This is a genomic window from Duganella sp. AC917, from assembly GCF_979258245.1.
The window spans coordinates 4,529,587-4,543,478 of record NZ_OZ409848.1; the positions used below are offsets into that span (position 1 = coordinate 4,529,587).

12 protein-coding genes are annotated in these 13,892 nt (G+C 65.3%); 5 read left to right on the plus strand and 7 right to left on the minus strand.

Features of this window, described 5'->3' with window-relative positions:
* The 4 genes from ACZ0BA_RS19735 to panB all read left to right on the plus strand — a co-directional run bounded on the left by ACZ0BA_RS19735 (position 1) and on the right by panB (position 3,551).
* Positions 1-672, plus strand: coding sequence for a histidinol-phosphatase (locus ACZ0BA_RS19735; protein WP_463452890.1), 672 nt, complete (start codon positions 1-3; stop codon positions 670-672).
* Entirely contained in the window at positions 665-2,074 is a 1,410-nt protein-coding gene (gene pcnB, locus ACZ0BA_RS19740) for a polynucleotide adenylyltransferase PcnB (RefSeq protein ID WP_463452891.1), read from the plus strand. Before ACZ0BA_RS19735 ends, pcnB begins: the two co-directional genes overlap by 8 nt.
* 15 nt (positions 2,075-2,089) lie before the next feature.
* The gene (gene folK / locus ACZ0BA_RS19745) at positions 2,090-2,605 is read left to right on the plus strand and encodes a 2-amino-4-hydroxy-6-hydroxymethyldihydropteridine diphosphokinase (RefSeq protein WP_463452892.1); all 516 of its coding nucleotides are present in this window, start codon (positions 2,090-2,092) and stop codon (positions 2,603-2,605) included.
* Positions 2,606-2,672: 67 nt separating this feature from the next.
* Positions 2,673-3,551, plus strand: coding sequence for a 3-methyl-2-oxobutanoate hydroxymethyltransferase (gene panB / locus ACZ0BA_RS19750; protein WP_463452893.1), 879 nt, complete (start codon positions 2,673-2,675; stop codon positions 3,549-3,551).
* Positions 3,552-3,596: 45 nt separating this feature from the next.
* On the opposite strand, the gene ACZ0BA_RS19755 is transcribed toward panB, so the two are convergent.
* Complete coding sequence (locus ACZ0BA_RS19755) at positions 3,597-4,268, minus strand: PEP-CTERM sorting domain-containing protein (RefSeq protein WP_463452894.1); 672 nt, start codon at positions 4,266-4,268, stop codon at positions 3,597-3,599.
* Positions 4,269-4,543: 275 nt separating this feature from the next.
* Here ACZ0BA_RS19755 and tkt point away from each other — a divergent pair, with 275 nt between their 5' ends.
* The gene (gene tkt / locus ACZ0BA_RS19760; protein WP_463452895.1) at positions 4,544-6,610 is read left to right on the plus strand and encodes a transketolase; all 2,067 of its coding nucleotides are present in this window, start codon (positions 4,544-4,546) and stop codon (positions 6,608-6,610) included.
* Between the two features lie 125 nt (positions 6,611-6,735).
* Here tkt and tal read toward each other — a convergent pair whose 3' ends face one another.
* The 6 genes from tal to ACZ0BA_RS19790 all read right to left on the minus strand — a co-directional run bounded on the left by tal (position 6,736) and on the right by ACZ0BA_RS19790 (position 13,868).
* A complete protein-coding gene (gene tal, locus ACZ0BA_RS19765) occupies positions 6,736-7,806 on the minus strand; it encodes a transaldolase (protein ID WP_463452896.1) in 1,071 nt (356 codons plus the stop codon).
* On the minus strand, positions 7,803-8,486 hold the full coding sequence (locus ACZ0BA_RS19770) for an HAD family hydrolase (protein WP_463452897.1): 684 nt from the start codon (positions 8,484-8,486) through the stop codon (positions 7,803-7,805). Before ACZ0BA_RS19770 ends, tal begins: the two co-directional genes overlap by 4 nt.
* Entirely contained in the window at positions 8,483-9,502 is a 1,020-nt protein-coding gene (gene gnd, locus ACZ0BA_RS19775; protein WP_463452898.1) for a phosphogluconate dehydrogenase (NAD(+)-dependent, decarboxylating), read from the minus strand. The genes ACZ0BA_RS19770 and gnd overlap by 4 nt, the downstream gene beginning before the upstream one ends.
* Before the next feature lie 139 nt (positions 9,503-9,641).
* Positions 9,642-11,003, minus strand: a complete 1,362-nt coding sequence (locus ACZ0BA_RS19780; protein WP_463452899.1) for an aspartate aminotransferase family protein — start codon at positions 11,001-11,003, stop codon at positions 9,642-9,644.
* Positions 11,004-11,013: 10 nt separating this feature from the next.
* Positions 11,014-12,351 carry a glutamine synthetase family protein gene (locus ACZ0BA_RS19785; protein WP_463452900.1) on the minus strand — a complete coding sequence of 446 codons (1,338 nt, stop codon included), beginning with the start codon at positions 12,349-12,351 and terminating at the stop codon, positions 11,014-11,016.
* A 17-nt stretch (positions 12,352-12,368) separates the two neighbouring features.
* Entirely contained in the window at positions 12,369-13,868 is a 1,500-nt protein-coding gene (locus ACZ0BA_RS19790; protein ID WP_463452901.1) for an aldehyde dehydrogenase, read from the minus strand.
* Positions 13,869-13,892 lie beyond the last annotated feature (24 nt).

The following is a 13,892-nucleotide window of genomic DNA, read 5'->3' on the forward strand; positions in this document are numbered from 1 at the left end:
ATGAAGCTTGCACTATTTGACCTGGACCACACGCTGCTGCCGATCGACTCCGACCACGAGTGGGGCGAGTTTTTAGTACGCATCGGCGCCGTGGACGCGGCCACCTTCAAGCGCCGCAACGACGATTTCTACGCCCAGTACCAGGCCGGTACGATCGATCCGGCCGAATACCTGGAGTTCGCGCTCGGCACGCTGGCCGGCTTCCCGCCCGTGCGGCTGGCCGGCATGCAGGCGCAGTTCATGAACGAGGTGATCGTGCCGGCGATCCGTCCGGCCGCGCTGGCGCTGCTGAAAAAACACCAGGACGCCGGCGACCTGGTGGCCATCGTCACGGCCACCAACCACTTCGTCACCGCGCCGATCGCCAAGGCGCTGGGCGTGGAGCACCTGATCGCGGCCATGCCGGAATACGACGCCGAGGGCAATGTCACCGGCCGCCTGGCGGGCACGCCGACCCAGGGCGCCGGCAAGATCGTCCACACCAAGGCCTGGCTGGAAAAGATGGGCAAGACGCTGGAGGATTTCGACACCGTCTACTTCTACAGCGACTCGCACAACGACCTGCCGCTGATGTCGATCGTCTCGCACCCGATCGCCACCAACCCGAACGCCACCCTGAAAACGCACGCCACCGCTCAAGGCTGGGCTTTAATTGAACTATTCAATGATTAAGAAACTGATCCGAAAAATCCTCGGCACCAAAGACAAAACCGCCAAGGCCCGCGATACCAACACGCCGGTGATACTCGGCCCGGACGCCCACGGCATCGATCCGAAACTGCTGTCGTCGAACGCGGTACGCGTCACCAGCACCCTGCAGGAAGCCGGCTTCGAGGCCTTCGTCGTCGGCGGCGCGGTGCGCGACCTGCTGCTCGGCGTGAAGCCGAAAGACTTCGACATCGCCACCAACGCCACGCCGGAGCAGGTGCGCAAGCTGTTCCGCCGCGCCTTCATCATCGGCAAGCGCTTCCAGATCGTGCACGTGATGTTCGGCCAGGACCTGCTGGAGGTGACCACCTTCCGCGGCACGACGCTGGACAACGCGCCCAAGGACGACCATGGCCGCGTCCTGCGCGACAACACCTTCGGCTCGCAGGCGGAGGACGCGGTGCGGCGCGACTTCACCATCAACGCGATGTACTACAACCCGGCCAACCAGCAGGTGCTGGATTACCACGGCGGCATCGAGGATATCCGCGCCAAGACGCTGCGCATCATCGGCCAGCCGGAAGCGCGCTACCGCGAAGACCCGGTGCGCATGCTGCGCGTGGTGCGCTTTGCCGCCAAGCTCAAATTCACCATCGAGCCGGTCACCGCCGCGCCGATTCCCGTGATGGCGTCGCTGATCGACAATGTGCCGCCGGCGCGCGTGTTCGACGAGATGCTCAAGCTGCTCATGAGCGGCCACGCGCTGGCCTGCCTGCAGCAGCTGCGCAAGGAAGGCCTGCATCACGGCCTGCTGCCGCTGCTCGACGTGGTGCTCGAGCAGCCGCTCGGCTTCAAGTTCGTCACCCTGGCGCTGGACTCGACCGATGCCCGCATCGCCGCCGGCAAGACGGTGTCGCCGGGCTTCCTGTTCGCGTCCCTGCTGTGGCACCAGGTGCTGGAAAAATGGACCGCCTACCGCGCGGCCGGCGAGCAGACCATTCCGGCGCTGCACCTGGCGGCCGACGACGTGCTCGATTCGCAGACCGAGAAGCTGGCCTTGCAGCGCAAGATCGGCACCGACATGCGCGACATCTGGTCGATGCAGCCGCGCTTCGAGCGCCGCACCGGCAAGTCGCCTTACAAGCTGCTCGAGCACCTGCGCTTCCGCGCCGGCTACGACTTCCTGCTGCTGCGCTGCGCCTCCGGCGAGATCGACGCCGAACTGGGCGAATGGTGGACCGCGTTCTATGAAGGCGACGAAGCCACCCGCGAGGATTTGATCGCGACTGCCGGCCAGTCGTCGTCGTCGGGCTCCGGCGGCGCGGCGAGCAAACGCAAACGCGCGCCACGTCGCGGTGGCCGCAGCAAAGGCCCGGCGCAGGGGGCCGAAGGCGGCTCCGGCGGCGCCGGCGGCAGCGGCGAATAAGCCGTTCAATCAGCCATGAGCATCATCGGCAAGAAGGATGAAGGCGGCTTCGCCTTCACCATCGCCTACATCGGCATCGGCGCCAACCTTGGCGACGCGCGCGCCAACGTCGCCGACGCCCTCGAACGCCTGCAATGCCTGCCCGGCTGCACCCTGATGGCAGCGTCAAGCCTGTACCGCACCGCGCCGGTCGACTCCAGCGGCGACGACTACATCAACGCCGTCGCCCGCGTCGCCACCACCCTGGACGCCGAGGCGCTGCTGCGGGCGCTGCACGACATCGAGCAGGCGCACGGGCGCGAACGCCCTTACCGCAACGCCCCGCGCACCTTGGACCTCGACCTGCTGCTGTACGGCGACGCCATCATCGCCAGTCCAACCCTGACGGTGCCGCACCCGCGCATGACCGAACGCGCCTTTGTGCTGGTGCCGCTGCTGGAACTGGCGCCGGCGATCCATATTCCGGGACGCGGCGCCGCGAGCGACTATGCCGCAGGCGTCGCCGGCCAGGGCATCGGCCCGGCCACCTGACCTTCAGCACGCGATAGCATTCAGGACTACACTATCGCGGTCCGACTACATCTCTAAAGGAACCACCATGTCTGGTTATTTGCAAGGAAACGAACTGGCCGCGAGCCAAAAGCCCGCCGCCACCAACGCACCTGCACCGGCCAAAGCGGCCGCCACCAAGGCTGTCACCGTCCACACGCTTGCCGCGCTGCGTGCGGCCGGCGAAAAAATCACCATGCTGACGTGCTACGACGCCAGCTTCGCCTCGTTGATGGACCGCTGCGGCGTCGAGATGCTGCTGATCGGCGACTCGCTCGGCATGGTCTGCAACGGCCACCAATCGACGTTGCCCGTCACCGTGGCCGAAGTGGCGTACCACACCGCCTCGGTCGCGCGCGGCAGCAAGTCGGCGCTGATCGTCGCCGACCTGCCGTTCGGCGCCTACGGCACGCCGGAGACGGCGTATGCCAACTCGGTGCAACTGCTGCAGGCGGGCGCGCACATGGTCAAGCTGGAAGGCGGCGCGTGGCTGGCCGACACCGTGCGCTTCCTGACCGAGCGTGCGATTCCCGTCTGCGCGCACCTGGGCCTGACGCCGCAATCGGTGCACCAGCTGGGTGGCTACAAGGTACAGGGCAAGACCACCGACAGCGCGGACCTGCTCAAGGCCGACGCGTTGAAACTGCAAGCGGCCGGCGCCTCGGTGCTGGTGCTCGAGGCGATTCCGTCGGCGCTGGGCAAGGAGGTCACCGACCTGCTGGCGATACCGACGATCGGCATCGGCGCGGGGCCGGACTGCTCCGGCCAGGTGCTGGTGATGCATGATTTGCTGGGCGTCTTCCCGGGCCGCAAAGCGCGCTTCGTGAAGAACTTCATGGAAGGCCAGACCAGCATCGACGCCGCCATCGGCGCGTATGTCGCGGCGGTCAAAGGCGGCAGCTTCCCGGCGCTGGAGCACTGCTTCTGATAAGGCATCGGCGGCCCGCGCGCGCCGCCGATGGTTTTTTGCCGATTACGCCTGGTTGCGCTTACGACGGGCGATAAAACCGAGCACGCCCAGCCCTGCCAGCATCATGCCGTAAGTTTCCGGCTCCGGTACCGGCGTCGTCACGGCGGCGGCTCCCGACAGGTGCAGATCGTTCACGGTCGCCCACACGCCCGGCTGGTCGCCCGCCGTCACGCTGAACGAGACCAGGTTGCCCGTCGAGACGAAGCCGACGAACGAGTTAAGCTGCGGCGCGTCAAGGGTGTACGTCAAGGTGGCGCCGGTGCTGTCGGTGGCCGACAGCGTCAGGTAGCTGGCCTGGGTGGAGAAGCCGAACAGGTCGGACCCGAAGAAGAAGCCGCCCACGCCCGCCACCGGCGTACTTGGGGAAAAGGTGAGCAGATCGAAGCGATTGTTGGCGCTGAGCCAGATGTCCGAACCGTCGTCCGAGGCGCCGTAGAGGACCGGCGAGGTCGGTGCGGCGCCGACGGTGTATTCGTAAGCGCCGGCGGTGCGCGTCAGCGGCCCGTCGTAAGCATCGACCACCAGATCGTCGAAGGTATCGACGCCGGTAGTGCCAACCGCACCCAGGTACGACGACTGGCTGGTGTAGGCGGTGATCGCGGCATTGGCGGCGCTGGCGGCCAGCAGGAGAACGGCGGAAGCGAGGACGGATTTGGCGGAAAACAATTTACCCAAGATAGTGCTCCTAATCAAAAGTTAATTTGCGAAGACTTCAACTGGTTTTTTTGCGGTGCGACATGGCGACTATAATCGTGTCATTTCGATATTGCAAAGTTTATATTCGTTTTTAATAATTGTTTTTTCTTCTTACGTGTTTGGCGCTTTTGGCAAGCGGCTGGGTGGCATGGCGCACAGAGTCGCAGGCCTGGCTGAGCTAGTCTGACTGAGGCGGCCGCCCCATCCCGGCGTCGGCCTCCTTCGCATTTGCCAGGCATTACGAGGAGTCATGCATGAACACCACCGACCAGCTCAGCGTCAACACGCTGCGCTTCCTTGCCGTCGACATGGTCCAACAGGCCAACAGCGGCCATCCCGGCCTGCCGCTCGGCGCCGCCCCCATGGCCTACGTGCTGTGGACGCGCTTCCTGAAACACCATCCCGCCGATCCGCACTGGTTCGACCGCGACCGCTTCGTGCTGTCGGCCGGCCACGGCTCGGCGCTGCTCTACGGGCTGCTGCACCTGAGCGGCTACGATCTGTCGCTGGACGACCTGCGCCAGTTCCGCCAGTGGGGCAGCCGCACGCCGGGGCATCCGGAGCGCGGCCACACGTCCGGTGTCGAGATCACCACCGGTCCGCTGGGCCAGGGATTTGCCAACGGCGTCGGCATGGCCATCGCGGAAGCCAGCCTGGCCGCCCGTTACAATCGCGAGGGCCACAACGTCATCGACCACCATACCTACGGCATCGTCAGCGACGGTGACCTGATGGAGGGCGTGGCGTCGGAGGCTGCCTCGCTGGCCGGCCACCTCAAACTGGGCAAGTTGATCTACCTGTACGACGACAACCAGGTCACGCTGTCGGCCGGCAGCGACATGACCTTCAGCGAAGACCGCGCCGCGCGCTTCGCCGCCTACGGCTGGCATATCCAGACGGTGGAAGACGCCAACAACATCGAAGCGATCGAGCAGGCGCTGGCCACCGCGCGCGCCGAGGTGCACAAGCCGTCGCTGATTTTGGTACGCAGCCATCTGGGCTTCGGCTCGCCCAACAAACAGGACAAGATCGACGCCCACGGCTCGCCCCTGGGCGCCGACGAGGTGGCGCTGACCAAGCGCGCGCTGGGCTGGCCGGAGCAGCCGGCGTTCCTGATCCCCGACGGCGCGGCCCGTCCCTTCGCCAACGGCGGCGCGCATGGCGCGCACCACCAGGCGGAATGGATGGACCGGCTGGCCGCCTACGAACAAGCCTTTCCCGACGAGGCGCGCGAGCTCAAACAGCTGATGCAAGGCGGCGCAGGCGCCGGCGAACTGCCGGCCGGCTGGGACGCCGACATTCCGGTATTCCCGGCGGACGCCAAGGGTCTGGCGACGCGCACCGCCGCCGGCAAGGTGGCCAACGCCATCGCGGCGCGGCTGCCGGCGCTGATCGGTGGCTCGGCCGACCTCGATCCGTCGACTTTCACCGCATTGACGGGCTTTGGCGACTTCCAGCCTGACGGCATGGACGACAGCACCGGCGACCGCCAGGGCTCTAACGGCGGCGGCTGGAGCCGGCGCGGACGCAACCTGCACTTCGGCGTGCGCGAACACGCGATGGCGGCCATCAGCAACGGCATGGCCGCGCACGGCGGCGCGCTGCCGTTCAACGCCACCTTCTTCGTATTCTCGGACTATATGCGGCCGGCGATACGGCTGTCGGCGATGATGGGATTACAGGTGGTGTACGTGTTCACGCACGACAGCATCGCCCTGGGCGAAGACGGCGCCACGCACCAGCCGGTCGAGCATCTGGCCAGCCTGCGGGCGATACCGGGGCTGGTGGTGATACGTCCGGCCGACGCCAACGAGACGGCGGTGGCATGGAAGGCGGCGGTGGAATCGACCACGCGGCCGGTGGCGCTGGTGCTCACGCGCCAGCATGTGCCGACGCTGGACCGCGAGCGTTATGCGGCGGCCGAAGGTTTGCGGCGCGGCGCATATGTGCTGAGCGAAGCGGCCGGCGGCACACCGCAACTGGTGCTGATCGCCACCGGTTCGGAGGTGGATCTGGCGCTGCGGGCGCAGGAACGCTTGCTCGAGGATGGCGTGCGTGCGCGCGTGGTGTCGATGCCGAGCTGGGAGTTGTTCGAGGACCAGCCGCAGGCTTATCGCGACGAGGTGCTGCCGCCGGCACTGGACGCCCGGCTGGCGATCGAAGCGGGCGTCTCGCAGGGGTGGGAGCGATACGTCGGGCAGCGCGGCAAGGTATTGTCGGTCGAAGGCTACGGGGCATCGGCGCCGGGTGACCGGCTGCTGCGCGAGTATGGCTTCGGGGTGGAGAATGTGCTGCTGATGGCGCGACAGGTGCTGGGCTAGCGGGTCCGCTCGTCGAATGCGCTGATCACACAAACCAGTAGGGCGGAGTAGGCGAAACGCCGTAATCCGCCATCGACGAGCCGGCGACGGCGCTTGGTGGATTACGCGCTATGCGCTAATCCTCCCTACTGGCCGCCCTTCTGCGCGATCACATCGAGCAACTGCGCCCACGACTTGCTGAACGCCTCCGCGCCTTCGCGCTGCAAGCGCTGCGCCAGCTCGTCGCCATCGATGCCGGCATCGGCGAAGCTGGCGATCACCTTCTCCGCGTCGCCACCTTCCGGCGGCATGCTGCCGTTGACAATGCCATGGTCGGCAAACGCCAGCAGGGTCTTCTCCGGCACGGTGTTGATCGTATTGGGCGCTGCCAGCGACGTCACATACAGCACATCCGACGCCTCCGGATCCTTGGTGCCGGTGCTGGCCCACAGCAGCCGCTGGGCCAATGCGCCGCGCTCGGCCAACAGCTTCCAGCGATGCGACGCCAGCAACTCCCGGTACGCCACATAGGTGCGGCGCGCCATCGCGATGCCCAGCGTGTTGTTCGAGCCCTCCGGCCCCTTGTCCTTGACCGCCGAATCCCAGCGACTGACAAACACCGACGCCACCGACGCCACTTTCGGATCGAGCCCCTTTTCAAGCCGGCGCTCGATGCCGCGAATATACGCCTCCGCCGCCGCCAGATACTGCTCGCGCGAGAACAGCAGCGTGACATTGACCGGAATGCCGGCAAAGATGGCCTCCTCGATCGCCTTCACGCCCTCCGGCGTGCCGGGGATCTTGATGAACGCGTTGGGGCGGTCCAGGCGTTCGTGAAGCGTACGGGCCTCGCGCAACGTGCCCTCGGCATCGTGCACCAGCAGCGGCGAAACCTCCATCGACACCCAGCCATCGTGGCCCTGCGATTCCTTATACATCGGCAGGAACAGATCGGCGGCGGCGCGCAGGTCTTCCAGCGCTAGCTCAAGGAATAGCGCTTCGCCCGCCCCGCCGGCGGCGCTGCGGTCGGCGATCGCCTTGTCGTAAAAATCGGCGCCGTGAATGGCAGCCTCGAAAATACTCGGGTTCGAGGTCAGGCCTTTCAGGTCGTACTCATGGATATACTTCTCCAGCGTGCCGCTGGTGAGCAATCCGCGCGTGATATTGTCCAGCCACAGGCTTTGCCCGAGCTCATACAGACGCAGTGCAGGGTTCATAGTGTGCTCTCCTTTTCACGGCCGGCGAAGGCCGGCAACTGATGCTGCAAGAGATCGCCGATGCGATCGACGGTCAGGTCGGGGGTGGTGAAGCTGGCCACATCGGGCGCGAAAGCGTAATGTCCCTGCCGCGGAAAGACCGTGGTCAAGCGATCGCCCCAACCGGCCTTCATCGCCGCCAGTATTCTCACCTTATCATCGACCATCACATAATGGCGCGCGGGGTATGCCCGCTCGACCTCCGCCAGCATCTCCTCCTTGTGGATGTAGATCAGCACCCGGCCGTCGACCGCGTCCCTCAAGCCGGAATGCTCGACCTTACGCGGTTGGTAGACGGCGTCGCCATCCGACAACACCACCACCTTGCCCCACTGGCCCAGGTGTTTGATGACCTGCAGCGCCAGGGGATACAGGCGGTCGGCGAAACCGTAGTTCATCATCCAGCCTCCCAGGCGCAGGAAGCGCGGGTCGTCGATCGACTCGACCCGCAAGCGCTGCAGCGCGCCCAGATAGTCGACGTAGCCCAGCTGCTCGCGCAGCTCCTCGAAGATTTCCCAGTAACGGTCGCGCGTGCGGGCGCCAAACTCACGCTCAAGGTGGTCGCGCAGGTCTTGCTGGACCGCGTCGTTGTCCATCAGCGTGTTGTCGCAGTCGATGAAGAAAACGATATCGTCCATCATGACTTGGCCGGCTTCTCGGCATGGCCGCCAAAACCGGCCCGCATCGCCGATAGCACCTTGCCGGAGAATTCGGCGTTGCCGCGCGAACTGAAACGCTCGAACAGCGCCGAACTCAGGATCGGCACCGGCACGCCTTCGTCGATGGCGGCGTTGATGGTCCACCGGCCTTCACCGGAATCGGAGACGCGGCCGGCGAATTGGTCCAGGTGCGGATCCTTGAGCAGCGCATCGGCGGTCAGGTCGAGCAGCCAGGAGCTGATCACGCTGCCGCGTCGCCAGACTTCCGTGATCTCGCCCAGATCGAGGTCGTATTGGTAATGCTCGGGATTGCGCAAGGGCGTGGTTTCGGCGTCGACCTCGTGTTCGAGTTTACCGATGTTGGCATTGCGGAGGATATTGAGGCCCTCGGCGTAGGCGCCCATGATGCCGTACTCAATGCCGTTGTGGACCATCTTGACGAAGTGGCCCGCGCCATTCGGCCCACAATGCAGGTAGCCCTGTTCGGCGCTACTATCTGGCTTGTCGCGCCCCGGCGTTGGCGCGGCCGCCGCATGACCCGGCGACAGCGACACGAACAGCGGCTTGAGATGGGCGACAGTCTCTTTCTCGCCGCCGATCATCAGGCAGTAGCCACGTTCCAGGCCGTGGGTGCCGCCACTGGTGCCGACGTCCACGTAATGCAGCCCGAGCTCCTGGAGCTGCGCGCCACGACGAATATCGTCGTGGTAATGCGAGTTGCCGCCATCGATGACGATGTCGCCCGCCTGCAGCAGCGGTTTGAGGGTGTCGAGCGTGGCGTCCACCGACGCCGCCGGCACCATCAGCCAAACGACGCGCGGCGTCTCCAGTTGCGACACCAAGTCCTCCAGCGAGGAGGCGCCGGTGACGCCCTCCCGCAGTACCGACTTCACCGTCTCCGCGTGCCGCGCATAGGCGACGCACTGGTGACCGTCCCTGGCGAGCCGCCAGACCATGTTGGCGCCCATGCGCCCGAGACCTATCATGCCAATTTTCATATTATCCTCGCACTGTCAAAGTGCGCGGGCATGTCGAATGCAGGCCCCGCGCTCTCACGAGAGTAGACCTGAGGGGCGATTCCTTCGGTTCGCCAGGGCACATAGCGGACCATCAATTGGCCCGGTTTTCGTCCGATGGTCAAATCAACTCAATCAGGCAAGCGTCAAAAGCGGACAGCAATCCCAAGACGTCGGCCTCAGTGGTGTCGGGGCAAACCAGCAGCATATTGTGGAAGGGCGTGATCAACAGCCCGCGATTGAGCAGGTACAAATGGATGATCTGTTCGAGCTCGCCGTCGAGAGCCTTTTGCGCCTCGGCGCCATTGCGCGGCGCCGTGGCGGCGAACTGGAATTCGGTGCGTGCGCCGACTTGCGTCACGCACCAAGGCAGCCGGTGGCGGGCGATGACGTCGCGCAGCCCTTGCGCCAGCGTTCCGGCCAGCGCGAACATGTGCTGATACGCCGAGTCGGTCATCACCAGTTCCAGATTGGCGCGCATCGCGGCCATTGCGAACATGTTGGCGCTCAGCGTGGTGCCAATGCCGGAGTGGCCGGGCGGCGCGGCGCGTTTGGCCTGCTCCACCCGGCGCGCCAGCGCCTCGGTAAAGCCATACACCGCGCAGGGGATTCCGCCGCAAACGGGTTTGCCGACCACCAGTGCGTCCGGCCGCATGCCATGCGCTTGCGCGTAGCCTCCGGGGCCGCTGCTGATGGTGTGCGTCTCGTCGATCACCAGCAGCGCGCCGTGGCGCTGGATGATCTGCTGCGCCGCTTCCCAATACCCGGGTTCCGGCAACACCATGCCGATATTCGTCATCACCGGCTCCGCCAGCACGCAGGCGACATCGCCATTTGCCAGCGCCGATTCCAGCGCCTGCAAATCATTGAACTCGACCACCACCGTGTGATCCGTCAGCGCGTGGACCTGCCCCAGAAGGCTGTCACGCTGGGTCGGCATGCCGTCGACCAGATCGACAAACACGTCGTCCACCGTGCCGTGATAGCAGCCATTGAAGACCAATACCTTGTCGCGCCCCGTCGCCGCGCGCAGCCAGCGCAGCACGAAGCGGTTCGCGTCCGAGGCCGATAGCGCGAACTGCCAGTATGGCAAACCGAATCGCCGCGCCAGTTCGGCCGCCACCGGCGCCGCGTCGGCCGAGGGCAGCATGGCCGTATAGCCGCGCGTGGCCTGGCGCTCGATGGCTTGCGCCACAGGCGGCGGCGCATGGCCGAACATGGCGCCGGTATCGCCCAGGCAGAAATCGACGTAATCATGACCGTCGACATCCCGGAAGCGCGCGCCGGATGCGTCGCTCACCGTCAACGCGAAAGGTGTCGACCAGTCGTTCATCCAGTGCATCGGCACGCCGAACAGCAGGTGTCGGGCCGCCTCGCCCGCCAACCGGGCCGATTCGGGATTGCGCGCGATGTAGCTGTCGCGTTCCCGTGCGGCCAGCGCCAGTGCGCGCGGCCAGCTCAATCCATCGCGGGTGTTGCGCATCGCGCCCTCCTTACACCAGCAGCATCAGATGCTCGCGCTCCCAGGAGCTGATCACGCGGCTGTAGGTGGCGAATTCCAGCTCCTTGACCTCGCAGAAGGCCTGCACGAACAACTCGCCCAATATCTCGCTCAATGGTTTGCATTCGCGCAGCCGCAGGATCGCGTCCTCCAGGTTGCGCGGCAGCTGGTCATGCACATGCTCCGCGCTGCCTGCGGTCGGCTCGGACGGCGTCAGTCCGTCGACCATGCCAAGGTAGCCGCATGCCAGCGTCGCGGCCATCGCCAGATAAGGATTGACGTCGACGCCGGGCACGCGGTTTTCCACACGGCGATTGGTCGGCGTGGAGTTGGGGATGCGGAAGCCGCAGGTGCGGTTGTCGTAACCCCAACGGACATTGGTCGGCGCCGACATGAACCGAGACAGCCGCCGGTAGGAATTGACGTGCGGTGCGAACAACAGCGTGGCCGCCGCCGTGTAACGCTCAAGGCCAGCGATATAGTTGAAGAACAGGGGGCTGGGCTCACCTTTTTTGTCGCTGAAGATGTTGTTGCCGGTCGCCGCATCGAGAATGCTCTGATGGATGTGCATCGCGCTGCCCGGTTCCGTTTCCATCGGCTTGGCCATGAAGGTGCCGAAGATCCCGTGGCGCAGCGCCGTCTCGCGCACCGCGCGCTTGAACAGGAATACGCGATCGGCCAGCTCCAGCGCGTCGCCGTGGGTGAAGTTGATTTCCATCTGGCCGGCGCCCGCTTCGTGGATCAAGGTTTCCACGCCCAACTGGTGCTGCTTGCAGAACGTGGAAAGCTCCAGGAAGAACGGATCGAAATCGTTGACCGCGTCGATCGAGTAAGACTGCCGGCCGGATTCGGTCTTGCCGCTGCGGCCCAATGGTGGCGTCAGCGGCTCGTGCGGATTGCTGCTGCGGGCGACCAGGTAGAACTCCATCTCCGGCGCCACCACCGGCTGCCAGCCGCGATCGGCGTACAGCTTGAGGACCTTGCGCAGCACCGCGCGAGGCGACAGGCCGACCGGCGTGCCGTCGAAGTTTTGGCAATCATGGATCACCAGCGCCACATTCTCCGCCGCCCACGGCACCTGCCGCAGCGTGGCCAGGTCTGGCACGCAGATCATGTCCGGATCGGTGGCGCCGGTGTAAGGCAGGTTGTTAGGCTGCTCCCCGTTGACGGTGTTGAGCAGGACGCTCTTGGGCAGGCGCATTTCGCCTTCGCTGAGAAACAGGTCCTTGGGCAGGATTTTTCCGCGTGCGATGCCGGTCATGTCGGCGATCACGCATTCCACCTCGTGGATGTTGCGGTCGCGTAGAAAATCCTTCATTGCCTGGCTCATCGCCGTCTCCCTTTTCGCTAGCCGATCTGAATCCAGGTGGTTTTCAGTTCGGTGTATTTATCGAACGCGTGCAGCGACTTGTCGCGGCCATTGCCGGACTGTTTGTAGCCACCGAACGGCACGGTGATGTCGTCGCTGTCGTACTGGTTCACGTGAACGGTTCCTGCACGCAGCGCGCGCGCCGTCTGGATCGCCTTGGTCATGTCGGAGGTCCACACGGCGGCCTGCAAGCCGTACGGCGTGGAGTTGGCCTGCTTGATGGCGTCCTTTAAGTCGGTAAAGGCCAGCACCGACAGCACCGGTCCGAAGATCTCTTCGCGTGCGATGGTCATGCCGCTGTCGACCTGGTCGAACAAGGTCGGCTCGACGAACAAGCCGCCGGTCTCGGTGCGTGTCTGACGACCGCCGGACAACAGCTTGGCGCCGTCCGCCTTGCCAGCCTCGATATAGCCCATCACCGTTTTCAGCTGCGTCGCATCGACGATGGCGCCCATCACCGTGTTCTCGTCGAGCGGATCGCCTGGCTGGAAGTCCGGCATCATCGCCAACGCCTTCTCGATGAACTGATCCTTGATCGACGCTTCGACGAACAGCCGCGAAGGCGCGTTGCAGCTCTCGCCCTGGTTGAAGTAGATCGAGCCGATAGCCGACGCCACCGCCGCATCCAGGTCGGGACAGTCGGCGCAGACAATGTTGGCCGACTTGCCGCCCAACTCCGTCCATGCGCGCTTGAGGTTCGACTGGCCGGCCATCTGCAAGATCTGTTTGCCGACGCGCGTCGATCCCGTGAAGCCGATGCAGTCGACATCCATGTGCAGCGCCAGCGCGGCGCCGGCCTCGTGGCCATAGCCGGGCAGCACATTGAACACGCCGGCCGGAATGCCCGCCTCCAGCGCGATATCCGCCAGCCGCAGCGCCGTCAGCGGCGACTTCTCCGATGGTTTGAGCACGACGCTGTTACCTGCGGCGAGCGCCGGCGCGATCTTCCATGCCGCCATGATCATCGGGTAGTTCCACGGGACGATGGCGGCGACCACGCCCAGCGGTTCGCGCGTGATCAGCGCCAGGCTGTTCTCGGCGGTCGGCGCGATCTCGTCGTAGATTTTGTCGATCGCCTCGCCGTACCATCGCAGGCAGTTGGCGGTGGCGCCCACGTCCACGCTCTGGCTGTATTTGATTGGCTTGCCCATGTCCAGCGTTTCGAGCAGGGCCAGTTCAGGCCCGTACTTTTGCACCAGATCGGCGAATTTGATCATCACGCGCTTGCGCTGGGCCGGCGACTTGCCCGCCCAGGTGCGCGCCTCGAAAGCCTCGCGTGCGCTGGCCACCGCCGCATCGACGTCGGCGCCATCGCAGCGCGCCACCATGCCCAGCGTGCGGCCGTCGATCGGCGACAGATTCTCGAACTGCTGCGCGTTCTTGGCCCACACGCGCTGCCCGCCGATGACCGCGCGGCCGTCTATTTGCAGGCTTGCCGCGCGCTCGTGCCACGATGTCGCCACGGTTTTTGTCGTCATTTTTCGCTCCCATCCAAATTCACG

Coding starts and splice junctions, on each gene's coding strand:
- ACZ0BA_RS19770 (WP_463452897.1), bottom strand. CDS start 8,486: ATGATGGACGATATCGTTTTCTTCATCGACTGCGACAACACGCTGATG.
- gnd (WP_463452898.1), bottom strand. CDS start 9,502: ATGAAAATTGGCATGATAGGTCTCGGGCGCATGGGCGCCAACATGGTC.
- ACZ0BA_RS19780 (WP_463452899.1), bottom strand. CDS start 11,003: ATGCGCAACACCCGCGATGGATTGAGCTGGCCGCGCGCACTGGCGCTG.
- tkt (WP_463452895.1), top strand. CDS start 4,544: ATGAACACCACCGACCAGCTCAGCGTCAACACGCTGCGCTTCCTTGCC.
- pcnB (WP_463452891.1), top strand. CDS start 665: ATGATTAAGAAACTGATCCGAAAAATCCTCGGCACCAAAGACAAAACC.
- tal (WP_463452896.1), bottom strand. CDS start 7,806: ATGAACCCTGCACTGCGTCTGTATGAGCTCGGGCAAAGCCTGTGGCTG.
- ACZ0BA_RS19735 (WP_463452890.1), top strand. CDS start 1: ATGAAGCTTGCACTATTTGACCTGGACCACACGCTGCTGCCGATCGAC.
- ACZ0BA_RS19785 (WP_463452900.1), bottom strand. CDS start 12,351: ATGAGCCAGGCAATGAAGGATTTTCTACGCGACCGCAACATCCACGAG.
- ACZ0BA_RS19790 (WP_463452901.1), bottom strand. CDS start 13,868: ATGACGACAAAAACCGTGGCGACATCGTGGCACGAGCGCGCGGCAAGC.
- panB (WP_463452893.1), top strand. CDS start 2,673: ATGTCTGGTTATTTGCAAGGAAACGAACTGGCCGCGAGCCAAAAGCCC.
- folK (WP_463452892.1), top strand. CDS start 2,090: ATGAGCATCATCGGCAAGAAGGATGAAGGCGGCTTCGCCTTCACCATC.